The sequence below is a fragment of the Sulfuriferula sp. AH1 genome (assembly GCF_002162035.1).
Lineage (GTDB): Bacteria > Pseudomonadota > Gammaproteobacteria > Burkholderiales > Sulfuriferulaceae > Sulfuriferula.
On sequence record NZ_CP021138.1, the window covers coordinates 1,855,135 to 1,877,372 of the forward strand.

General features: G+C 54.3%; 19 protein-coding genes. 7 read left to right on the plus strand and 12 right to left on the minus strand.

Going from position 1 to position 22,238, the window contains the following annotated elements:
• Positions 1–88: 88 nt before the first annotated feature.
• Positions 89–1,924, plus strand: coding sequence for a DUF4153 domain-containing protein (locus CAP31_RS09480; protein WP_087447305.1), 1,836 nt, complete (start codon positions 89–91; stop codon positions 1,922–1,924).
• A 178-nt stretch (positions 1,925–2,102) separates the two neighbouring features.
• Here CAP31_RS09480 and clpB read toward each other — a convergent pair whose 3' ends face one another.
• Positions 2,103–4,694, minus strand: coding sequence for an ATP-dependent chaperone ClpB (gene clpB / locus CAP31_RS09485; RefSeq protein WP_087448343.1), 2,592 nt, complete (start codon positions 4,692–4,694; stop codon positions 2,103–2,105).
• A gap of 159 nt (positions 4,695–4,853) precedes the next feature.
• Here clpB and nadC point away from each other — a divergent pair, with 159 nt between their 5' ends.
• Positions 4,854–5,687: a carboxylating nicotinate-nucleotide diphosphorylase gene (gene nadC / locus CAP31_RS09490; RefSeq protein WP_087447306.1), complete on the plus strand. Its 834-nt coding sequence runs from the start codon at positions 4,854–4,856 to the stop codon at positions 5,685–5,687.
• Positions 5,688–5,695: 8 nt separating this feature from the next.
• Here nadC and CAP31_RS09495 read toward each other — a convergent pair whose 3' ends face one another.
• Both CAP31_RS09495 and CAP31_RS09500 read right to left on the minus strand, forming a co-directional pair.
• Positions 5,696–6,508 (minus strand): PhnD/SsuA/transferrin family substrate-binding protein, encoded by an 813-nt coding sequence (locus tag CAP31_RS09495; protein ID WP_157662725.1) that lies wholly within the window; start codon positions 6,506–6,508, stop codon positions 5,696–5,698.
• A gap of 70 nt (positions 6,509–6,578) precedes the next feature.
• Positions 6,579–7,388: a phosphate/phosphite/phosphonate ABC transporter substrate-binding protein gene (locus tag CAP31_RS09500; RefSeq protein WP_157662726.1), complete on the minus strand. Its 810-nt coding sequence runs from the start codon at positions 7,386–7,388 to the stop codon at positions 6,579–6,581.
• A 197-nt stretch (positions 7,389–7,585) separates the two neighbouring features.
• Here CAP31_RS09500 and CAP31_RS09505 point away from each other — a divergent pair, with 197 nt between their 5' ends.
• The 3 genes from CAP31_RS09505 to CAP31_RS09515 all read left to right on the plus strand — a co-directional run bounded on the left by CAP31_RS09505 (position 7,586) and on the right by CAP31_RS09515 (position 12,374).
• Positions 7,586–8,560: a hypothetical protein gene (locus CAP31_RS09505; RefSeq protein ID WP_087447309.1), complete on the plus strand. Its 975-nt coding sequence runs from the start codon at positions 7,586–7,588 to the stop codon at positions 8,558–8,560.
• A gap of 125 nt (positions 8,561–8,685) precedes the next feature.
• Positions 8,686–9,960 carry an HD-GYP domain-containing protein gene (locus CAP31_RS09510; RefSeq protein ID WP_087447310.1) on the plus strand — a complete coding sequence of 425 codons (1,275 nt, stop codon included), beginning with the start codon at positions 8,686–8,688 and terminating at the stop codon, positions 9,958–9,960.
• Positions 9,957–12,374 carry a bifunctional diguanylate cyclase/phosphodiesterase gene (locus CAP31_RS09515; protein WP_087447311.1) on the plus strand — a complete coding sequence of 806 codons (2,418 nt, stop codon included), beginning with the start codon at positions 9,957–9,959 and terminating at the stop codon, positions 12,372–12,374. Before CAP31_RS09510 ends, CAP31_RS09515 begins: the two co-directional genes overlap by 4 nt.
• On the opposite strand, the gene CAP31_RS09520 is transcribed toward CAP31_RS09515, so the two are convergent.
• Genes CAP31_RS09520 through mobB form a run of 5 tightly spaced genes read right to left on the minus strand, consistent with a single transcriptional unit; the run spans position 12,359 to position 16,346 of the window.
• Positions 12,359–13,507: an aldo/keto reductase gene (locus tag CAP31_RS09520; protein ID WP_087447312.1), complete on the minus strand. Its 1,149-nt coding sequence runs from the start codon at positions 13,505–13,507 to the stop codon at positions 12,359–12,361. The two genes, CAP31_RS09515 and CAP31_RS09520, sit on opposite strands and share 16 nt — an antisense overlap.
• A complete protein-coding gene (locus CAP31_RS09525; RefSeq protein WP_223247240.1) occupies positions 13,504–14,676 on the minus strand; it encodes an acetoin utilization protein AcuC in 1,173 nt (390 codons plus the stop codon). Before CAP31_RS09525 ends, CAP31_RS09520 begins: the two co-directional genes overlap by 4 nt.
• On the minus strand, positions 14,673–15,158 hold the full coding sequence (gene ispF, locus CAP31_RS09530) for a 2-C-methyl-D-erythritol 2,4-cyclodiphosphate synthase (RefSeq protein ID WP_087447314.1): 486 nt from the start codon (positions 15,156–15,158) through the stop codon (positions 14,673–14,675). Before ispF ends, CAP31_RS09525 begins: the two co-directional genes overlap by 4 nt.
• Positions 15,155–15,847, minus strand: a complete 693-nt coding sequence (gene ispD / locus CAP31_RS09535; protein ID WP_087447315.1) for a 2-C-methyl-D-erythritol 4-phosphate cytidylyltransferase — start codon at positions 15,845–15,847, stop codon at positions 15,155–15,157. Before ispD ends, ispF begins: the two co-directional genes overlap by 4 nt.
• A 13-nt stretch (positions 15,848–15,860) precedes the next feature.
• The gene (mobB, locus tag CAP31_RS09540; protein WP_087447316.1) at positions 15,861–16,346 is read right to left on the minus strand and encodes a molybdopterin-guanine dinucleotide biosynthesis protein B; all 486 of its coding nucleotides are present in this window, start codon (positions 16,344–16,346) and stop codon (positions 15,861–15,863) included.
• Between the two features lie 116 nt (positions 16,347–16,462).
• On the opposite strand from mobB, the gene moaA reads away from it, so the two are divergent.
• Positions 16,463–17,449, plus strand: coding sequence for a GTP 3',8-cyclase MoaA (gene moaA / locus CAP31_RS09545; protein WP_087447317.1), 987 nt, complete (start codon positions 16,463–16,465; stop codon positions 17,447–17,449).
• A gap of 1,128 nt (positions 17,450–18,577) precedes the next feature.
• On the opposite strand, the gene CAP31_RS09550 is transcribed toward moaA, so the two are convergent.
• The 3 genes from CAP31_RS09550 to CAP31_RS09560 are packed head-to-tail and all read right to left on the minus strand — an operon-like array spanning position 18,578 to position 20,607.
• Complete coding sequence (locus tag CAP31_RS09550) at positions 18,578–19,048, minus strand: hypothetical protein (protein WP_087447318.1); 471 nt, start codon at positions 19,046–19,048, stop codon at positions 18,578–18,580.
• Positions 19,049–19,073: 25 nt separating this feature from the next.
• Positions 19,074–20,270, minus strand: coding sequence for an NAD(P)/FAD-dependent oxidoreductase (locus tag CAP31_RS09555; protein ID WP_087447319.1), 1,197 nt, complete (start codon positions 20,268–20,270; stop codon positions 19,074–19,076).
• Positions 20,260–20,607, minus strand: coding sequence for a nucleotide pyrophosphohydrolase (locus CAP31_RS09560; protein WP_087447320.1), 348 nt, complete (start codon positions 20,605–20,607; stop codon positions 20,260–20,262). The genes CAP31_RS09555 and CAP31_RS09560 overlap by 11 nt, the downstream gene beginning before the upstream one ends.
• Positions 20,608–20,931: 324 nt before the next feature.
• Between CAP31_RS09560 and CAP31_RS09565 the strand changes: the two genes are divergently transcribed.
• Complete coding sequence (locus CAP31_RS09565; protein ID WP_087447321.1) at positions 20,932–21,606, plus strand: YIP1 family protein; 675 nt, start codon at positions 20,932–20,934, stop codon at positions 21,604–21,606.
• Positions 21,607–21,716: 110 nt separating this feature from the next.
• On the opposite strand, the gene CAP31_RS09570 is transcribed toward CAP31_RS09565, so the two are convergent.
• The gene (locus CAP31_RS09570) at positions 21,717–22,190 is read right to left on the minus strand and encodes a bacterioferritin (RefSeq protein WP_223247241.1); all 474 of its coding nucleotides are present in this window, start codon (positions 22,188–22,190) and stop codon (positions 21,717–21,719) included.
• Positions 22,191–22,238 lie beyond the last annotated feature (48 nt).

The window sequence follows — 22,238 nt, forward strand, 5'->3', positions numbered from 1 at the left end:
CCGCTTTTTATTTGCTGGCTGAATTAATTATTTCCCGAACAGGTACAATCAGACCATATATATTGATAACAGCAAAAGGAGGGACTTCATGCTACATGATAGTGCGATGACGGATATGCTCATGCCGCAATCCGAAGTCAGCTCGAATATTGCCCGAATACGACTTGCAGCGGGATCTTTTCAAGGCTGCATCCTGTATTTCCTCTACCATGCGTCCAGAAACCAAATCTGGCCAGCAACTGACAGTGCAATATTCGCACCTTTACTGCTGATATTCGGATTTATTCCAATTATATTCATTTCCGGTCTTGGGCATCTGACAAGCCGCGTACTACAGCGCTGGTTAGTGCTTGCGACGGCTATCGTTGCCGGCCTGGGGTTTTATGATGTGTGGCGTGCCGGTGGTCTGCACGATCTGGAGACAGGTTTCAGTGTCGCCCAATCCATGCACTTTCCTACGTTGCCGATGGTCATCGCTATTGCTTCCGGTCTATTTATTGCCCATGCGCTAATATTGGCAGCAGCACACGATAAACGGTATATCGCCAATTACCCGTCTTATTTTGAAACCGCTTGGAAGCTTCTCATTCAAATAAGCTTTTCTGTCCTGTTCCTGATTACGCTATGGTTGGTACTTTGGTTAGGTGCCGCCCTGTTCATGCTGGTAAAGCTTGATTTTTTAAAGACCTTGCTACAAGAATCCTGGTTTGCAATACCGGTGACTATTTCTGCCTTTTCCTTTGCAATACACATTACCGATGTGCGGCCAGCTATCGTACGAGGCATACGGAATCTGTTACTGGTCTTATTGTCCTGGATTTTACCCGTTGCAGTATTGATTGTAGGCGGTTTCTTGCTGAGCCTTGCCTTTACCGGACTGACTCCTTTATGGGGAACCCGATATGCAACAACAATTTTACTTGGTACTGCTGCCTTGCTGATAATTCTGATCAACGCAACCTTTCAGAATGGTGAGGTCAGTGCTGATATTGCACGTCTGCTGCGCAGTAATGCACGCATTGCCGCTTTCTTACTATTACCAATTACCACAATCGCCATCTACTCCCTCAGCTTGCGAGTACAGGAATATGGCTGGACCAACGACCGTATCACTGCAGCTTCCTGCTTGATAATCGCAGCTTGTTACACATTAGGCTATGTTTGGGCCGCATTACAAAAACACGGTTGGCTAATTTCCATCCCCAACGTAAACATCGCTACGGCATTTATCGTCCTGGGAGTATTAACGGCTTTATTTACCCCGCTTGCCGATCCGGCACGTCTCTCCGTCGCGCATCAACTCAACCGTCTAAAAGATGGCCGCATCAGTGCCAGCCAATTTGATTTCGACTATCTGAAGTTTAACGGAGCCCGCTATGGCATAACCGCATTGCAACAACTTGGAACCGTCACCAAGGGAGCAGATGCTGCTACTATCCGCGAAAAATCCAGGCTGGCATTACAAAAAGCAAATCGCTGGATACAACCCGCGCCGCAAAAAATCACCGCCACCGATTTACACGCCAATATCCTTTTCTGGACTGACACGACGACCCCACCCGATTCATTCTTCGATCAAGACTGGCATGATGCCAGGACTTGGCAACTACCCAGTTGTATGAAGCAGGAAGACAAAAAATGTGATGCCTACCTGATTGATTTTACCCATGACAATAAGCCGGAAATCTTGTTAATCGGCAATACCCCGGGGACAGGGGCGACTATATTCACGCAGAATGGGCAACAAAAATGGGTAGTTCTGAGCGTGTTGCCCTACTATATAGCAGGTTGCGATGCCTTGCGTCTCCAGTTAAGGCAGGGAAATTACCAACTTTTGACGCCGCCTCTGGATAACATCCAAATCGGAGATCAACTGATTACATTGACAGCGGCAAATAGCACAAACACTTGTATAAAAAAGTAATAGCAGGAAGCACCCTGAATTCATAACAAGAGGAACGGAAAATATTATTGCATCGCTGACATATCAAACTTTGATACAACAGCACTAACATGCCATAACAATAAAAAACGGAACGCCTTACCGGCGTTCCGTTTTTTATTGGTCGATTGTCAGCAAATGCATCCTTGCTGACAACCGCTCAGGCTACTTGCTTTTCGAATACCATCGCATCGTCAACAAAATCCACATGCACGGTATCCTTCTCGGCGAAACGCCCGGCCAGGATTTCCTTGGCTAAAGGATTTTCCAGCTGCGACTGGATAGCCCGTTTCAGCGGCCGCGCACCGAATACCGGGTCGAAACCGACAGCCGCCAACTCATCTAGTGCCGCATCACTGATGTCGAAGCTCATACCCATTGCTGCCAGACGCTTGGCCAGATATTGCAGCTGGATCTTGGCGATGGAGCGGATATGCGCGGCGCCCAAGGCATGGAACACCACCACTTCATCAATACGGTTGATGAATTCAGGACGGAAATAGGTTTTCACCTCGGTCATCACCGCGTCTTTCACTGCCTGATACGGATCGCCGCTCATTTGCTGTATCATCTGCGAACCGAGGTTCGAGGTCATCACGATCACGGTATTCTTGAAATCCACCGTACGCCCCTGACCATCGGTCAGACGCCCATCATCCAGCACTTGCAGCAGCACGTTGAACACGTCCGGATGCGCCTTCTCCACCTCGTCCAGCAGGATTACCGAATAGGGTTTACGCCGCACGGCTTCAGTCAGCGTACCGCCTTCTTCGTAACCGACATAACCCGGCGGCGCACCGATCAAACGCGATACGGAATGTTTCTCCATGAATTCGCTCATGTCAACCCGCACCAGATGATCTTCCGAATCGAACAGGAATCCGGCCAGCGCCTTGCACAGCTCGGTCTTGCCCACGCCGGTCGGCCCCAGGAACAGGAAAGAACCATAAGGCCGGTTCGGATCGCCCAGACCGGAGCGCGAACGCCGGATCGCATCCGACACCAGACGCACGGCTTCATCCTGGCCGACCACGCGATTATGCAGCGCGCCTTCCATTTGCATCAGCTTATCGCGCTCGCCTTCCATCATCTTGGATACCGGTATGCCGGTCGCGCGCGACACCACTTCGGCGATTTCTTCTGCGCCGACCTGGGTGCGCAACAACCGATTGGGTGTCGCCTGTTCAGCGTTCTCTGCAGCTTGCGCCTGATGCAACTGCGCTTCCAGCTGCGGCACGCGGCCATACTGAATTTCCGACATTTTCTGCCAGTTGCCTTCGCGTTTGGCTTCTTCCATATCCACCCGCGCCTGATCGAGCTGTTCCTTGATGTGCTGGGTACCCGCCACCATGGCTTTTTCAGCCTTCCAGATTTCCTCCAGATCGGCGTATTCGCGTTCCAGCTTGGCGATTTCTTCTTCCAGCAGGCCCAGCCGCTTCTGCGAGGCTTCGTCCTTTTCCTTTTTTACCGATTCGCGCTCGATCTTGAGCTGAATCAGGCGACGGTCGAGCTTGTCCATGGATTCCGGCTTGGAGTCGATCTCCATGCGCACGCGCGAAGCGGCTTCGTCGATCAGGTCGATTGCCTTATCCGGCAGGAAACGATCAGTGATATAGCGATGGCTCAGCTCGGCTGCGGCGACAATGGCCGGGTCGGTAATATCCACGCCGTGGTGCACTTCGTATTTCTCCTGCAGCCCGCGCAGAATCGCAATGGTATCTTCCACGCTAGGCTCATCCACTTGCACCTTCTGGAAGCGGCGCTCCAGCGCGGCATCTTTTTCCACGTACTTGCGATACTCATCCAGCGTGGTCGCGCCGACCAGATGCAGTTCACCGCGCGCCAGAGCCGGCTTGAGCATGTTGCCGGCGTCCATCGAACCTTCGGTCTTGCCGGCGCCGACCATGGTATGCAACTCGTCGATGAACAGGATGATACGGCCTTCGTCCTGCGCTACTTCCTTCAGTACCGCTTTCAGCCGTTCCTCGAAATCACCGCGATACTTGGCACCTGCCAGCAACATCGCCATATCCAGCACCAGCACGCGCTTGTTCTTCAGCGTCTCCGGCACTTCGCCATTGACGATACGCTGTGCCAGACCTTCAACGATCGCGGTCTTGCCCACGCCTGGCTCGCCGATCAGCACCGGGTTATTCTTGCTGCGGCGCTGCAATACCTGGATAGTGCGACGGATTTCGTCATCGCGCCCGATCACCGGGTCGAGCTTGCCCATGCGGGCGCGTTCAGTCAGATCCAGTGTGTATTTGTTCAGTGCCTCGCGCTGACCTTCGGCTTCAGCACTATTCACGTTCTCACCACCGCGCACCTGGGTGATCGCGGCATCCAGAGCAGGTTTGGTCACGCCATGCTGTTTCAATGTACGGCCAAGCTCGCCCTTGTCATCACACGCTGCCAGCAGGAACAGTTCGCTGGCAATGAACTGATCGCCGCGCCGTTGCGCTTCCTTGTCGGTCACATTGAGCAAACTGGCCAGATCGCGCGACACCTGCACTTCGCCGCCATGCCCTTCCACTTTGGGCAGGCGCTCGATCAGGGTTTGCAGCGCGGGGCGCAGTGCGCGCACATTGCCGCCCGCCCGCGACAGCAAGGAAGTCGTGCCGCCTTCGGCATTGTCGATCAACGCTGCGAGCAAATGCACCGGTTCTATGAACTGATTATCCTGACCTACGGCCAAGCTTTGGGCGTCGGCCAAGGCTTGCTGAAACTGGGTCGTTAATTTATCAATTCGCATCATTACCCCCTGGTAAAATATCAATATAGACGATAAATGAGGCAGATGTGATTAATTTCAACCCTGCATATCCTGAATTTATCGGATGAGCTTTTTAGTTGCATGAATCTGCCTCTCCCTGCACAATAAGCGCCCAATCGGAATTACTCAGCGCACTCCATGATAGACCCTGTACAACTCGCACACACCATTGAAGCCAATGTGATCGCAGCATTAAGTGAGGATATGGGCAGCGGCGATGTTACCGCGCAGCTCATTCCCGCCGACCACCATGCCCGCGCCTATGTCATTTGCCGCGAGAAAGCGATTTTTTGCGGGCAAGCATGGTTTGAGGCCTGTTTTCGCCAACTCGATCCCGCGATAAAAATCAATTGGTATACCAGGGATGGTCAATGTATCGGGGTCGATCAGGTGCTGTGCGAAGTAAGCGGCAATGCGCGTGCGCTGCTTTCCGCCGAGCGTCCCGCACTGAATTTCCTGCAGACGCTGTCCGCTACGGCGACTGCCGCGCATCGTTACGCCGAAATCGTCAAAGGTACTGGCGCAGTGATCATGGACACACGCAAAACCCTGCCCGGATTACGCCTGGCACAAAAATATGCGGTAATTGCCGGTGGCGGTACGAACCAGCGTATCGGCCTGTTTGACGGCATCCTCATCAAGGAGAACCATATTGCCGCTGCCGGCAGTATCGAAGCGGTGCTCAAAGCCACCCATGACGCTACTGTCCCGGTGCAAATCGAAGTGGAAAACCTGAATGAACTGGAGCAGGCACTGAACGCCGGCGCCAAATTGATTCTATTGGATAATTTTGATCTGGTGCAATTGCGTGCCGCAGTGGCATTGAATCAAGGACGCGCCGAACTCGAAGCTTCCGGCGGCGTCGATCTGGAAAGCCTGCGCGCCATTGCCGAAACAGGCGTGCACCGCATTTCCAGCGGTGCGATTACCAAACACATCGATGCGGTAGACTTGTCGATGCGCATTCAATAACGCCGAATTTACAATTTCACGCCGATCGCTTGCGCCAGCACTGCATAATCCTGTTTGCCGCAAGAAACAAACTGATTGACCGGAACGTGAATGGCTTTCTGCAGACTGTCCACCGCGGCGGCCGGCAATGACAACAGTGTCTTGCGTACGGATTCGGCATAGCTTGCGGCTAATTTGTCATGGATCAACACGGTAAAATCAGGCGAAGCAGGTAGCGGATACCATGCTTCGTATTCACCTGTCGCAATCATCCTGTTGGCTTTTTCCGTGCGCAGCACACCGGCTTGCACCGCTTTCTGTTCGAGCAGAAAAGCAACTGCATCCTGCGTTTTCACCGTCTGCAGCATGGCCGACGTAGCCAATTTACGTTCGGCGATGACATTCTGCCCCATGGCGCCCAGCCAGGAATCCGGCTCGGTAATCCCGATGCTGGTCACCGTCTGCCCCTTGCGCCTGACCAACATGCCTGTTGCCAAATCACGGACACGCACCAAAGGCTGATAACCATATTGCATCGCATGGATTGCAACTATCGGCGGTACAAACAGGATATCCGTACGATTATTGCTAATCACCGATTCGATTAGCGAAAAGCTGCGATAAGGTTCCGCATAGACTTTCTTTCCCATGGTGCTGGCGAGCGCAGTCGCCATCGGCTGGGTATAGATTTTGAACAGTTGCAAATCGATTTCCTTGGCGCCTGTTCCAGGATAAATGGAAATAATGACATCTCCATGTCCCGATAGCAGCAACGCCTTGGCCGACTGATTTGCGAACATAGTCGTCGCGACCAATGTTCGCAGAAAGAAACGTCTATTCACAAACAACATCCTTGTACGTAACGCCGGCCGCCAAAAGGAAAAGTCCATTTGTCGCTTCGGCTAAGTGTAATTATGTCACTGCCGCTATCTTTTTCAATATTTCGTAATCCTGTCTGCCGCACGGCACGAATTGCTTTATTGTTGCTGGAATCAAAGTCTGCAAGCCATTAATGGCAGGGGCCGAAAGCGACAGCATGGTTTGGCTGATCGGCTCGGCATATTTCGCCATCAACTTCTGATGCATCAGTAAAGTGAATCCGGGCGTACTGGTTAACGGGAACCATGCTTCATACTGGCCGGTCGCGATCATATTATTGGCTATCTTGGTCCCCAAAACTCCGGCTTGTACCGCCCCTTGCTTGAGAAGAAACACCACCGCATCCTGATTCTTGACCGTTTCCACCATTGCTGGCGTACCGAGCTTGCGTTCAGCGATCAAATACAGGCCCATCGCACCCGGCCAAGAGTCGGGGCCAGTCATCGCAATGCGCGTTACAGTTTCGCCTTTGCGTTTAATCAGCATGCCAGTTAGAAAATCTTTTACGCGTACGACGGGTTCATAACCATGCTGCATCGCATTGACCGCCAATGTCGGCGGGACAAATAATACATCAGCCCGCGCGTTATCAATCACATTTTTGATCAATGAAAAACTGCGATAAGATTCAGCATACACTTTTTTGCCGATCTTATCCGCAATGGCTGCCGTCAGCGGATGCGTATAATCCTTGAATGATCGCAAATCGATATCCGCGGCGCCTGTACCGGGGAAAATCGCCATGATCAAATCCCCACTGCCTGCCAGCAGCAACGCATGTGCTGAGTAACTGGGCAGCATGGCTGTACCCAGTAACACTTGTACCAGTCTGCGACGATTCATCTTCATCCCTCACTAATTATAATTTTTTATTTAACGGAGCAGGCTACATCGACCAATCATGCATTTCAATGGTATGAAAAGACGCCTGCCGGCATACAAAACTACCAAATTCACATACCACCTTCATTCCCGGTCAATGCTAAACTACCTTTATGAATATCAGCCTGCTTATCCCTCACCTCCTTCCTTCCGCTGAAATGAATGCATCGCTGCTCCACGATTTGCAGTTGCCGGCTCTGAAAACGCTGCTGGCACGAGCGAGCCGTACGCAAACCGACGCCAGCGGCGGGATAGAGGCTATCCTGTGTCAGCATTTCGGCGTAACCAGGCAAACGGATTGGCCCATCGGGCCGATCACATTACTGGCTGATGGCGGTGACTCCGGCCATCATTACTGGTTTCGCGCCGACCCGGTGCATTTTCGTGCAACGCGCGATCAGTTGATGCTGGTGGACAGCGGCGCATTTAATGTAAGCCATGCCGAAGCGGAGCAGTTTGCGGAAGCATTTAATCGTCACTTCCAGGATGAGGGTTATTTGCTCTATCCGCTACGCCCCGATCGCTGGTATCTGCGTGTCGACGCCACACCGGAACTCGCCACACATAGTATCAATACGGTAACCGGAAAACATATCGATGCCTATCTCCCCAACGGAGCAGATGCATTGGCCTGGCATCGTTTTTACAACGAAATCCAAATGCTGTTCTTTGGCCTGGCCATCAATCAGGCGCGGGAGGCCCGCGGCGAACTGCCTATTAACGGTCTGTGGTGCTGGGGCGGAGGTGTCATGCCAAAGATGCAGCCAATCACGGCCAGCAAATTCCTCGCAAACGACAGTGATGCGCGCGCGCTGGCTTTTGCCGCCGGCGTAGCCAATGACAGCCTGCCCAGGAACGCCGGCAAGCTCGACCAGTCCGCACTGCTCCTGCTTGACGCCTTGAATGGCGCGGCACAATACGGCGACTATATCGGCTGGCGTGAAGCGATATTGCAGATGGAGAAGGACTGGTTCGCCCCCTTGCTCAGCCAGCTCAAATCGGGAAAATTGTCATCCGTGAATATCACCACCGCGACCGAAAAACATGCCGTGATCTGGCACACCCGACGGATGGATTTATTAAAATTATGGCGCCATGCACGCCTTGTGCAACTGCTGTCCGCGCCGGCATGAAATCATGCACGCGTCAGCACTGCCGCTGACCGTAGCGTAATTGCACTAAAAATTCAAAAAATGACTTTAGTCGTAATACAAGCATGCTACGATAGCGCATAACAAATATTTGGCTCTGAAATTTAATGGATAAAAATAATACCCGATTAATAGATGTTGCTGATTTGCAAATCGGGATTTATGTATTTCTGGATCTGGGCTGGATGCAACACCCCTTCCCGCTGAACCATTTCAAAATCCAGCATCAAGCGCAAATAGATACGATACGCACACTGGGTGTGAAGCGGGTCCGGTATTCACCGGAAAAAAGCGACGTCATTATCAATGCGCGAGGCAGCTCGGGGCGCAGCGCGGCTAAAGCTGCCACAACCGAGACCGCCAGCGCCGATGAGAAACAGCAGCATAAAGCCATACTCAGTCAGCAGCGCGCTCAACTGCTTTCCTGCGACCGCCGCTTTAACGAAGCTTTAGGGGTTTACAAGGACATTATCGACAATGTCACCCAACGGCCTCAATCCTGCCTGGAAAACGCAGAAAAACTGATTTCCGAATTTGTCAGCGACTTCCTCAGCCAGGACGAGGTTTCCATTCGACTGTTATCCGAGAATCACGGCGAAAAGAACCTCTTGCACTCGCTCAATGTCACCATATTGTCCATGCTGCTGGCCAAAGCCAGCGGCATGGACGCAAAGCAGACTCATGATATTGGCATAGCCGCGCTTCTGCATGACATCGGCAAGATCATGCTGCCTGACCGTATCCGCTGGCATGACAAGGACTTTACTCCGGCGGAAAAGAATCTGTACGAAACCCATGTTGCGCACAGTCTGACATTAGCCAAAAAAATGGGCTGCGCGGAAAACATCCAGCAAATCATTGCCCAGCATCATGAGTATGCCGATGGCAGCGGCTACCCGCTGCACGTCACGGAAAAGGACATCCCGGTACCGAGCCAGATCGTGGGCCTGATCAATACCTATGACCATCTGTGCAACCCCAACAATCCCAGCTCCTCCGTCACGCCGCACGAAGCGCTGTCGATCATTTTCGCCAAAATGCGTACGAAATTCAATACCGGTACCATTTCGCGCTTTGTTCACATGATGGGCGTTTATCCACCGGGCTCGGTCATACAATTGAACGATCAGCGTTATGCGCTAGTCATCACCGTCAATTCATCCCGTCCATTAAAACCCAAGGTGCTCATTTACGACGCCAACATACCCTGCGACGAAGCGCTGATAGTAGACCTGGAGGCACATCCGGAAATCGGCATACAACGCAGCCTGAAACCGCTGCAACTGCCAAAAGTCGTATTTGACTATCTGTCGCCGCGCAAACGCGCCTGTTATTTCTTTGAGCGCGGCCGTTCGATCGACACGGCCCAAGAACCATCATGATGAACGCACACTGGCTAGCATTCATTGAGGGCATGCTGGACGCAGTCTGGCTGGTCGATCCCATCGACTTGCGTATTGTTGCCGCGAATCGGCCAGCGGCCGCTTTGATCGGTGTCGAGCAGGATTGGCTGGTCGGCAAGCCAGTTATTGATCTGGCCTGCACTCCGGAAGACATGTTTTTCTGGGAAGATGTCGCGATAGGATTGAGCAGCGAAATCCATTCGGAAACGCTGCTCAATCATCAGGACGGCTCGGTGCTCAACGTCGAGCGCCGCGTGACGATGATACACTCCGATGAAAGCGTGCTGTATATCGTTGCGATCCGCGACGTGACTGAACAGCGCCACACCGAGAATGAACTGGAACGCCTCATCGCCGAGCTGCGCGCGACGCTGGAATCCTCAGCGGACGGCTTGCTGGTTACCGATCTCAACCATGCGATACGCGCATACAACCAGACATTTGCGACGTTATGGGACATGCCGGTTACTTTGCTGACGGAGCGCAATGACGCCGCCATTTACGAATGGATCAATCAGGCCATCGTTACCCGCATCGAAAACCACATGGCGATATCCGGCAGCACCCACTTGCTCCAGTCTGCCGAAACACTGACTTTGAAATCCGGGCGCATTCTGGAATGCGTTTCCCTGCCGCAATATTCACGCGGACAGCCCATAGGCAAGGTCTATACCTACCGCGATATCAGTGAACAGGTTGCCAATGAGGCACGTCTGCAGCTCGCATCCAAGGTATTCGAAGCCAGCCTGAACGCCATTTTCATTACCGACACGCATCACAACATCATCGCCGCAAACCCCAGCTGTGAAAGCCTGACAGGCTATACTCAGGCGGAACTGCTGAACCTGAAGCTGTGCGATCTGTTTTTCATCCATTGCGACGACAACAAGATAGACGAGCTGATGGCGCAAGTCGATGGCCAGGGATATTGGGAAGCCGAACTGTGGAACCGCCACAAGAATGGCGACAGTTATCTGTGTGTCGCCTCGCTTGTCAGGGTCCAGGACCCGTTCCACCAGACCACCCACCACCTTTGTTTCCTGAAAGACCTGACCGAAACTCACGTAGCCAAGAAACGCATCGAAGAGCTCGCCTACAACGACGCGCTCACCGGATTACCCAATCGGCTGCTGCTGACACAGCAGATCGAACGTACCATCAACCTGGCAAAACGCAACCATACCAGTTTCGCCGTCCTGTTCCTGGACCTCGACCACTTCAAGAAGATCAACGACTCGCTGGGCCATCAATTCGGCGATCAGGTGCTGGTTGAAATAGCACAACGACTCAAAAACTGCATACGCGAAATAGACATGGCATCGCGATTGGGCGGCGACGAATTCGTGCTGATGCTGGAACAGACCGACGCGCGCGGCGTGGAAATCAGCGCCAAACGCATACTGGATGCACTGACCCAGCCGTTCTCCGTCAACGAGATCAATTTCACTGTCACCTGCAGCATCGGCATCGCCATGTATCCTGAAGATGGCGACACATTCGACGACCTGATCAAGAACGCCGACAGCGCGATGTACCATGTCAAGGAACGCGGCCGCTCGGATTTCCGTTTTTACCAGCCGCAAATGAATATCGGACTGCTGTCGCGGATGAAGCTCGACTACGCCATGCGCCAGGCGTTGGAGCACAAGCAATTCGAGCTGCACTATCAGCCGCAAGTCGAGCTCAAGACAGGAAAAATCATCGGCGCAGAAGCGCTGATACGCTGGTACGACGAAGAATTGGGCCACATCAGTCCGGATCAGTTCATCCCTGTGGCGGAAGAAACCGGCGTCATTATCCCGATCGGCAACTGGGTGGTACGCGAAGCAGTCAAGCAGGCGGCGATATGGTACGGCCAGGACAAACAACTGGTGGTCGCCATCAATGTTTCAGCGTTGCAGTTTCAGCAAACCGGTTTTGTCGAAAGTATCGCCGCTGCCCTGCGCGAATACAGCTTGCCGGCGGACCAACTGGAACTTGAGCTGACCGAATCCATCCTCATCAAGGACGCGGAAGTCGCGCTGCAACGTTTGAAGGCATTATCGGCGCTCGGCGTCAGCTTATCGGTCGACGATTTTGGAACAGGTTATTCGAGCCTGAATTATCTCAAACGTTTCCCGCTCAACAAACTCAAAATCGATCGTTCGTTCGTGCAGGATATTCCCGGCGACGAAAGCGACATGGCGATCGCAATCGCCATCATCAACCTGTCGCACGCCCTGAATCTCAAAGTCATTGCCGAAGGGGTAGAAACCGAAACCCAGCAGTCCTTCCTCATTTCCGCCGGGTGCGACGAACTGCAAGGCTTTATTTTTGCTCCCGCCTTGAATGTCGGCGAGTTCGAGCAGCTATTGGCTGCCCAAACGGACAAGCAGAACTACTCGGTACGCTGATACATCTGCAGGTATGCCGTTTTCTCCAGCGGTGCGATATGTGCAACCGCCAGCGCATCCTGCAAATGGACTGGCGTGCTGATTCCCACCAAAGTCGTACCTACGCCCGGCGTCGAACGATTGAACTGTATCGCACGCTGGGCATCGTTCTTCAGCATGGGCATGGTCTGTATCACCGCATCCATCGCCTGCGTTGCCAGATGCCCCTTGAACATGGTGTGACTGGCCATCAGATACACGCCAAGCTGGTGCGCGGCCTGGATGGTTGAAGCCACGTTGCCCTGGCCGGTAGTCTGGCTGAAACGGGTAAAGCCCTCCTGCATCACCTGATTGAACGGCATTTGCACCACTTTGAACTGATGCTTCGCCTGATCGTCTTTCCAGACCGCACGCGCCGCTTTTTCGGCATGCCCCTGCATCGAAGTGATCGACTGGAACAGCGGATTATCGGTCTCCACACGGAAGCCGTTAAATGTCGAGATGCCGTAATAGCGCAGCTTTTTATCCTTGATGGCCTGCTCCAGCACCATGAATACCTTTTCCAGCTTGCGATTAAGCTGATCCTTGCCGATCACCGGAATATGCACTTCGGGCTGGTCGATGAGGAATGCATCCAGCGTTTCCACGCCCATCAACTGCCGTGACAGTTCCAGCTGGAACGCGATGTATTCCGGGCTGATGCAGTGTGCCTGAATCAGATCCTCGACCCGCCCCAGCCCTTTATCCACCACTTCGGTTTTGAACCATGCCTGCAAGTCATCCGGGCGGCCTTCGCGGAAGCTTAGAAAGCCGCCTTTGGACACGAGGAACATCTGCTCGCGCTTCACGCCCGCTTCCATCGCCCGGCGGACACCCGCGCCTACCGCAGCGGCAGACCGGCCGTAACGGTAATGCGCGCCAGTATCGATCACGTTGATACCGTGGGTCAGCGCCTCGGTCACGATATCGGCATATTGCGCATCAACCTCGTTTACCGGCGCTCCGGGAAATGTCCCCAGACCGATCGAGGACAACTGCAAATGCACATTGAGAAAATCGCTGTAATGACCTGCAGCGCAGTCTTTGCCGATCGTGGTGACATATTGTTTGGTCGCCATCATCGTGCAATGGCCGGGAATGAGCGTCGTAGTCATGGTGTTTGCAAAAAAGGATGTTGTTGAACGGATAGAATGAGGTCTTTGATTTCGGGGCGGACGGCAAGATCAGTCAAGGCATCCAGTCGCGAACTGAATAACTGCTCGAAGTGGGCTTCTTCTTCGTCCAAATCCCAATTGACGGCGCGCAACGCAGCTGCACCGGCTGCAGGCAACGCCTCGGGCAATTCACGTCCGGACAATAATGCCCACAAACCGGCCCAGGCTCGCGCCAGTACCAATGGATGATACCCGCCCCCGCCGGTAACAAGCAAGCGCGGGGTGCCGTCCGGATGCTGTGGGCAGGTGTCGAGTATGGTTTGCGCGGTCGCCAGAAACCCTTGCGTCGACAATCCCAGCTTGCCCAATGGGTCGGCGAAAATCATGTCCGTCCCTGCCTGCAGCACGATGGCGTCGGGCCGGAATCTGTCCAGCACCGGCTGCCACACTGCATCGAACACCATGCGATATTCGGCATCGTGAGTGCCCTTGGGCAGCGGCACATTCAGGCTGGTATGCCCGGCCTGCGCGGTATCGCCGAGTTGCCCGCCCTTGAACGGATAGGCATAGCGGCTGTCCATATGCAGCGACAGGGTGAAGACGTCGGGGTCGTCCACAAACGCGGCCTCCACGCCGTCGCCGTGATGCGCGTCGATATCCACATACAACACCCGCCAGCCTTCACGACGCAGCCGTAAAATCCCCAGCACCGGGTCATTGAAATAGCAGAAACCGTGCGCCTGATCAGGACGCGCGTGATGCATGCCGCCAGCCGGGTTGAACGCGATACGGCCGCGGATCACTTCCTCGGCTGCCTGGATGGAGGCGCCGGTCGCCGTTGCCGGAATAGTGAAAAACTGCTCGAAATAAGGGTTTTCCAGCGTGCCCAGCTGATGGCGCTGGCGTACCGGATTGCTCACCCTTCCCAGCACTTCGGCACGCTTGAATGCCGACACATATTCCGGCGTATGAAACCATTCCAATTCATAATCAGCCGCCTTGCGCGCCTGCAGAAATTCGTCTGCCATCAGCGCACCGTAGGCATCGATCAACTCGGTCGCCAGCGACACGCGCGGAATGGCCAGCGGATGATTGCTGCCGTAAGCCTTGCGGCGATATTTTGAACCAGCGATATAAGTGGCCTTGCGTGCGGGCTGCAAATTACTCATGTGCGCCCGCTCAGTATGCATACGGCCTCGGCGGCGATACCCTCGCCGCGTCCGGTAAAGCCCAGCTTCTCGGTCGTGGTCGCTTTCACATTGACCGCGCCGATCGCCACCCCAAGATCAGCGGCAATATTGGCCTGCATGGTCGCAATATGCGCCGCCATTTTCGGCGCTTGCGCGATGATGGTGCTGTCCAGATTGACCAGCCGGTAATCCTGCGCCGCAATCAGTGCGGCCACCTCGCGCAACAGATGACGGCTGTCGATGCCGCGGTAACGCGCATCCGTGTCAGGGAAATGCCGGCCGATGTCGCCCAGCCCGGCCGCACCCAGCAATGCATCGCAAATCGCGTGCAACAGCACATCCGCATCGGAATGCCCGGCCAGACCCAGCTCAAACGGTACGGTGACGCCGCCGATAATGAGTTTGCGCTCTTGGGCAAAGGCGTGCACATCAAAACCGTGGCCGATACGTAAATTGCTCATGTTTCTGCTCTTTCCTGCGCCAGCATCAGCCGCGCCATCGTCAAATCATTGGGATAAGTCACTTTGAAATTGCTGCTATCCGCTGCCACCAGTAACGGCGCATGGCCCAGCGCCTCCATCGCGCTAGCTTCGTCGGTAGGGATGAACCCGTTATCCAGACTCAGGGCCTGCTGCAGCATGGCGTGACGGAACATCTGCGGGGTTTGCGCCTGCCACAAGCCTTCGCGCGGCTCGGTGGCGCTGACATGCAGCCCTCGCGCCCGCTTCAGGGTATCGGCAACCGGTATCGCCAGCAGGCCGCCGATTTCGGTCTCGCCTACGGCATCGATCAGGCTGGCAATCATCGCCCCGGTCAGGCACGGCCTGGCCGCATCATGCACCAGTACCCAGTCCTGCGCATCCACTCCCATTGCCGCCAGACCGTTGGTCACGCTATCGGCGCGGGTGGCGCCACCGCAACGCAGCACCTGCAGTTTGCCGGCAAATTCGGCCCAATCGTATTCATCCCACCAAGCATCGTCGGCAGCAAGCACCACAAACACCTGAGCGATCCGCGGCGAGGATGCCATCGCGCGTACAGCGTAATAAATCATCGGTCGACCAGCGATTTGCAGATATTGCTTGGGCAAATCGACGCCCATGCGCGACCCGGTACCCGCAGCGGGGACGAGCCCGTAATAGTGACTCATAAAATGGCAGCTTTCAAAATCTGGCTTTCAAAAAATCATAAACTTGTTGCGGCTGGTTCAGATCCAGACAGGGCAGGTGCGTTTGCACAGCCGAATCAGTCACCACCGCCATAATCGCATTATCGCCGGGGTGCAAGCCGGGTTTGCCCAATGCGGCACGGTACACTTCAAGTTTGGGCACTTCGGCGAATTTGCAACCCTCGATCAGCACCACATCACATGGCGCCAGCCTGGACAGCAACTCCGGCAATCCTGGCTCGGGAGCATCGCCCAGCTCGTGCAGCAGCGCCCAGCGCTGATTCGACGCCAGCAACACTTCGGTTGCACCGGCCTGACGATGGCGCCAGCTATCCTTGCCGGGATAATCGAGATCAAAATCATGATGCGTATGCTTGATCGTCGCCACGCGCAGGCCGTCCGCTACGAATAATGCAATCAACCGTTCGATCAACGTAGTCTTGCCGCTACCGCTCCAGCCCGCGAAACCAAATACCTGCATCAATCTTTATCCGTGTCGTTGAAGCTGTGCCAAAAATTAATTAGCGACGGCCTTTGATTTAAAATTCGAAAAGGGTTATATTCGAAATAGCTTAACGCCCATTACCATTTTACACCATGCCCAACCTCACAGGTTTATCCGATCCCTTCGGCCGCCGTATCGAATATCTGCGACTCTCCGTCACCGATCGCTGTGACCTGCGTTGCAGTTACTGCATACCCGAAGATTTTCGCGATTTTGAAGAACCTGCACACTGGTTGAGTTTCGATGAAATCGAGCGCCTGCTGGGTGCCTTTGCCCGGCTGGGCCTGCAGCGTATCCGCATGACCGGCGGCGAGCCGCTGTTGCGCCGCCACCTGCCCCAGCTCGCCCAACGCATCGCCGCCCTGCCCGGCATCAATGACCTGTCGCTGTCCACCAACGCCACCCAGCTGGATAAACACGCCGCAGCGCTCAAAGCTGCCGGCGTCTCCCGGCTCAACGTCAGCCTCGATTCATTGCACCCGGAGCGCATCAAGGTCATCACCGGGCGCGATGCGCTGCCGGATATTCTGGCCGGTCTGCAACACGCCAGACAGGCAGGATTCTCCCCCATCAAGATCAACATGGTCGCCATGAAAGGCACCAACGACGATGAAATCGATGACATGGTCGCCTTCTGTATCGAACAGGGCTTTACCCTGCGCCTGATCGAAACCATGCCCATCGGCGCCACCGGACGCAACAGCGCCTATCTCGACTTGCAGCCAGTCAAAGCTCGCCTTGCCAAGCAGTTCGGCCTGATCGATGCCACATTCCACGGCGCCGGCCCGGCGCGCTATCTGGCAACGCCAGACGGCGCATTCTCGGTAGGCTTCATCACCCCGATCTCGCAACACTTCTGCGAGACCTGCAACCGCGTCCGATTATCGGTAGACGGCACGCTGTACCTGTGTCTGGGGCAGGAAGACAAATTCGAATTCCGCCCGCTGTTACGCGGTGGTGCAACCGACAGCGAGCTGGAAGACGCCATCCGCCTTGCGCTCACCCACAAGCCGGAACGCCATGAATTCCGCGAACAACCCGAAAAGATCATGCGCTTCATGTCGATGACGGGTGGTTGAAAAGCCTAGTCCACGAAAGACGCGAAAAGCATGAAAAAATCTCTCTGCAACAACAAAGACTGACCGGCACGACCAAATCAAAAAGTCACGCGTTTGCGCTAACTCCAAACTTGCTACATAGCTAGGCCAGACCCCAAGTTTTCCGAATTTTTCATTCATCGCAATGTTTAAGCAATACTACAACTGCCATCATTAAAGGCCGGGGGCAGCCCGGCGGCTGGTATCTTTCTTTTGCTTGCCCAAAAGAAAGGTACCAAAGAAAAGGGCCCCCCGTTCCGCCGCCCCGGCGGGGTCCCCTGCGTTGCTCGTCAATCCGGGCGGCTGCGGAACTCGGCCCAAGGGCCTCAGACAGTCCTCGCCGACATCCCCCGGCTCGACTGCGCTACTCGGCGGTGGAGAGGGGATTTTAAAAGCGGAAATTCAAAAACTAACCATTGTCCGGGCAAAGCCCGGACAAACAAAACTTAATAAATCCGTCACGCGCTTGCGCGTAACTCCGCGCCTTTAATGCTTTTCTCCCCTTCTGCATCGCTTCGTCCGGGCCGTTCAGGCGGGAGGGGTAGGCGAGCACTGTTCGAGTTCCGCAGCAGCTTGCGGGGTGTGCAAGCTGTCAGGGCGAGTTGCGCAGCCCCCGCCTGAACGGTTCGGACGAAGGCACCCCGAAGGGGCGAAGCTGTAGGGTGCCGTTCTCTTTGGTTACTTTCTCTTGGGCAAGCAAGAGAAAGTCACTTGCCGCCGGGCAACCCCCGGCCTGACACAACTAGACCTGACCCCATGCTTTGCCCGGCAGTAATTGTAGTGGTCATGATTATTTCCTTGTAAATTATTTATCTTGATGTTCAGTATTCGGAGTGCACCCAATTCGCATATTTGCGTCATTTGACGAGCATTCCCCGTCTCGCATCATGCGTCCAATAGAATTCTTCCCTAGCCCAACCCAAGCCCCTTTGTAATAAATCAAATTCATACACGAGGTGTTTGAATACCGCCCGGATGTAGGCGCGTGAAGAATGAAGTGGTATTCGGGCTGAACAAAACTACTGTTAAGTTTCTGAATTCCCTCTGGCGCAATGCGTGACTGGCGTATCAGGTCGTCTTCATTACCCTGTATCACTAAATTAATTCTGGTTAAGTCAGCAGGGAATTCGGATAAAGGAATGCGCTGCCATGCATCGCCATCGTATTTAAAAAAACATAAGGTGGATTCGGTCTGCCCCACTTGTTATATGAAATACAAAGATTGGGCGAGGTCACCAGATAGGGTGTGCCGTTTTCCACATGCAATGCCAGCAAATCAAAATTGGCATGCCCAATGTCCTCAGTCGTCTTGTCTTCCCAGCTGATGGTTTTATCTGTGCCCGGCAAAATAAAGCTCAGGGATTGTTCCTTGATAGGTGGCGGCTGTCCAATTTCGTGACGACCGCCATAACTTTGCGATCGGCTAACCAGTATCGTACTGCCATCATTCTGCAACGCCTCTTCCTTCCAGCTCGTACTGCCGAAGCCGAATAGTCCTGCATTAGCATGCTGAATCGTCCCCAATACCAAGACCAGCCCTATAGCGGCGAACAGTTTCAACCACCAATCTTTGTTATCCACGTCATCCCCTATTAGCATTTTCGAGTTACACACTTTGCCCCGCCACCCATCCCGACGACCACGCCCACTGGAAATTATACCCGCCCAGCCAGCCGGTCACGTCCACCACTTCACCGATAAAATACAACCCTGGTACCGCCCTGACTTCCATGGTCCTGGAGGACAAGGCGCGTGTATCGACCCCGCCCAGGGTGACTTCAGCCTTGGCATAGCCCAGCGTCCCCGCGGGCATCAGCTCCCAGGCTTCCAGCGCCGTCTGCATCGCGGCAATATCGCGGTTGCTGTGCTCGACCAGCGGTTTCTCCCAATGCTGCAGCGCACACCATTCCTGCGCGAAACGTTTGGGCAAATGCTCGCTCAACAAGGATGCCAAGGTTGCTTTGCTGTGGCGATGGGAATTCAGCCATACGCCGACATCAAGATCGGGCAGCAGGTTGATGCTGACGGGCTGTTTTTTGCCGCTTTTGTAACTCTGGTTTTGCCAGTAGCTGGAAATCTGCAGTATCGCCGGGCCGGACAGGCCGCGATGGGTAATCAGCATGGATTCGCGGAAGCTCGGCTGCTGTCCGCTGCAATGGCTGATGACGTCCAGCGATGCACCGGCCAGGCCCTGCAACGGCGCCAGCGTTTCCGGTGCCAGCGCCAGCGGCACCAGCGCAGGCTGCGGTGCGATCACCGGGATGCCGAATTGCTCGGCGAGCCGGTAGCCAAAAGGCGTTGCGCCTAACTGCGGTATCGCCAGGCCGCCGCTGGCAACGACCAGAGACCGGCACGCGAACACACTCTCTTCGGTGGTCACATCAAAACCGTCAGCCGATTTCGCCACGCCCAGCACCTTGCACGGCTGCGCCCACTGTACGTTGCCGCGGTCGCATTCTGCCCGCAGCATCGCGATGATTTGCTGCGCGGAATCGTCACAAAACAACTGCCCCAGCGTTTTCTCGTGATAAGCGATGTGGTAGCGCTCGACCAGCTTGATGAAGTCGAACTGGCTGAATTGCGCCAGTGCCGAGCGCGCGAAATGCGGGTTCTGCGACAGGAAATTGTCGGCGCTGATGTCGCGATTGGTGAAGTTGCAGCGTCCGCCTCCGGAGATACGAATGCGCTCGCCGATTTTGGCAGCATGGTCGATCAGCAGCACCCGCCGCCCGTGCTGGCCCGCCTGCGCGGCACACATCATCCCTGCCGCGCCGGCACCGATGACGACAACATCAAAATTCATTGTATTTCCTGGCGCTGCCGCGCACCTTTTCTGCCGGGTATTTCTTGGCATTCGCCGCTATTTTCTTGTCCACCGCATCCGGCAAATCCACATTGAGCTGATCGGCCAGCCGGATCAGATAAATCTGAATGTCGGCCAACTCCTCCCCGACCTGAAACAATTTATCCTGCGACAGCGCTTGTGACTGCGCTTCGTTTAGCCATTGAAAATGTTCAACCAGTTCGGCTGCTTCCACAATCAGCGCCATCGCCAGATTCTTCGGGGAATGATATTGCTGCCAATCGCGTTCTTCGGCGAATTGGCGGATGCGTGTCCGCAATTGATCAAAGTCTGACATAGGGGTTCCAGCGCTGTTGTATCCGTCTATTTTCACGCATTATTAAAAAATGCGCAGAACTTTAAATAAGCTATTGATTTCAAGCATGCATTGCGCGTATGCTAATCACTCATTCACCTGCAGGAGGTGCTATGAATATCAACACTGTCGCATAGTTTCGGCATCACCCTATCCATGCATCGGCAGGAACTTCCGGTCTCTGCCGCTGTCTATTGGATGTAGCACTGGTAAGCCTTTTCAAGGCGTCCGCCATCCGGTTTAACCGCCTGACGTTATGCGTCTTGCAACAAGGCATTCGCAAACCTATAACATCAGGAGGCAGCCATGCAACTCACTCACTCAACTCACCCGCATCCGCTATGGTCGTTTGAAAATCTGGAACATTGGATTCATCAATACCACGTGCAGACCGTCAGCATGTTTGCATTCTTCGTTTTACCACTCTCGGCTATCGCGCCACTGATGTTCTATTATGCGGGAACGCACAATTCCATCGCGTTGCTCTCCACGCTGACTTCGAACCAGCTTGCATTCGTCAGCACGGTGTTCTTTGTCGCTGAACTGGCGATGACGTTCATCCTGGCGGGTTTTATCGAATGGCTGGGGAATGCAACTTTCCGCATCATTCATACCCGGTATGAAATGCTGAATTATCCGACCCCGGACACACCCAGCCCCGGAACATTGCTGGAACATCGAAAAGTGGAATTCCGCGATGCCTATACGCTGGCAGCCATTGCTCCTGTTCCGCTCTGGCTGGTTTCAGTTGCATTGTTCATACCGAGTTTCGCAATCGTCGCCACACTGGGAATGCTTGCGTTAGGTCTGTCCATGTATATCCTCTACTCAGCAGCACCCGCCATTCTAAAGATCGAGGGCAAAGGTGAAGGGGTATTGATGGGATGGGTATTGCTAAGCACCGGAATGGTCGGTGGCGCCGCAATGATGTATCTGACCTTTATTAGCTGGGCCTATATCACCAGCTCTCCGTTCAGGTAAGCAAAGGGGTTTGCCACCGCAGAATGCCGGCACGATCCCAGCTCACCCTCCATTGCGGGCGGTGGGCTGGGTCGGCATGACGGGTCTTGCCGTGATTGTCTTTGACGCAATCAATTATTTTTTGCTGCGGGATCGGAAAATACCGCAATCTCTCCCGGTTTGCGCAACATCTTGTCCACTTCCCCTGCGTGCAGTTCTTCCTGATAAATCAATTCGCGCGCATATTCTTCCAGCATCACCGAACGGTCTTGCGTGAGTTCGAGCAGATGCTTGTATTCCGCCAGAGCACAGCGCTCATGCTCAAGCGACTCATGCAGAATTTCGCCGATATTATGCTGATGGGTTTCCAGCAATGGTCCGATCGCCAATGACGGATGCCCGCCAAGATGGGTTACCAGCTCTCCGGCGCGCTGGGCGTGGATCAGGCTTTCATCAGCCTGTTCGCGCAGCCAGCTGACGATCGGTATGCGGTTGTAACCGAAGATCAGCAGGGAATAATGCGTATATCGCACCACGCCGGCCAGCTCCAGTTCCAGTATCTTGTTCAATACGCCAATTACCGCTTCTTTATCAATTTCCTTCATGTCCATCTCCTTTTATAGAATTCAAACAGGCGGTCACGTTTCCAAACA

Excerpts from the sequence above, each read along its gene's own strand:
- CAP31_RS09480 (WP_087447305.1), top strand. The coding sequence starts at position 89 with ATGCTACATGATAGTGCGATGACGGATATGCTCATGCCGCAATCCGAA.
- clpB (WP_087448343.1), bottom strand. The coding sequence starts at position 4,694 with ATGCGAATTGATAAATTAACGACCCAGTTTCAGCAAGCCTTGGCCGAC.
- nadC (WP_087447306.1), top strand. The coding sequence starts at position 4,854 with ATGATAGACCCTGTACAACTCGCACACACCATTGAAGCCAATGTGATC.
- CAP31_RS09500 (WP_157662726.1), bottom strand. The coding sequence starts at position 7,388 with ATGAATCGTCGCAGACTGGTACAAGTGTTACTGGGTACAGCCATGCTG.
- CAP31_RS09505 (WP_087447309.1), top strand. The coding sequence starts at position 7,586 with ATGAATGCATCGCTGCTCCACGATTTGCAGTTGCCGGCTCTGAAAACG.
- CAP31_RS09510 (WP_087447310.1), top strand. The coding sequence starts at position 8,686 with ATGGATAAAAATAATACCCGATTAATAGATGTTGCTGATTTGCAAATC.
- CAP31_RS09515 (WP_087447311.1), top strand. The coding sequence starts at position 9,957 with ATGATGAACGCACACTGGCTAGCATTCATTGAGGGCATGCTGGACGCA.
- CAP31_RS09520 (WP_087447312.1), bottom strand. The coding sequence starts at position 13,507 with ATGACTACGACGCTCATTCCCGGCCATTGCACGATGATGGCGACCAAA.
- CAP31_RS09525 (WP_223247240.1), bottom strand. The coding sequence starts at position 14,676 with ATGAGTAATTTGCAGCCCGCACGCAAGGCCACTTATATCGCTGGTTCA.
- ispF (WP_087447314.1), bottom strand. The coding sequence starts at position 15,158 with ATGAGCAATTTACGTATCGGCCACGGTTTTGATGTGCACGCCTTTGCC.
- ispD (WP_087447315.1), bottom strand. The coding sequence starts at position 15,847 with ATGAGTCACTATTACGGGCTCGTCCCCGCTGCGGGTACCGGGTCGCGC.
- mobB (WP_087447316.1), bottom strand. The coding sequence starts at position 16,346 with ATGCAGGTATTTGGTTTCGCGGGCTGGAGCGGTAGCGGCAAGACTACG.
- moaA (WP_087447317.1), top strand. The coding sequence starts at position 16,463 with ATGCCCAACCTCACAGGTTTATCCGATCCCTTCGGCCGCCGTATCGAA.
- CAP31_RS09555 (WP_087447319.1), bottom strand. The coding sequence starts at position 20,270 with ATGAATTTTGATGTTGTCGTCATCGGTGCCGGCGCGGCAGGGATGATG.
- CAP31_RS09560 (WP_087447320.1), bottom strand. The coding sequence starts at position 20,607 with ATGTCAGACTTTGATCAATTGCGGACACGCATCCGCCAATTCGCCGAA.
- CAP31_RS09565 (WP_087447321.1), top strand. The coding sequence starts at position 20,932 with ATGCAACTCACTCACTCAACTCACCCGCATCCGCTATGGTCGTTTGAA.
- CAP31_RS09570 (WP_223247241.1), bottom strand. The coding sequence starts at position 22,190 with ATGAAGGAAATTGATAAAGAAGCGGTAATTGGCGTATTGAACAAGATA.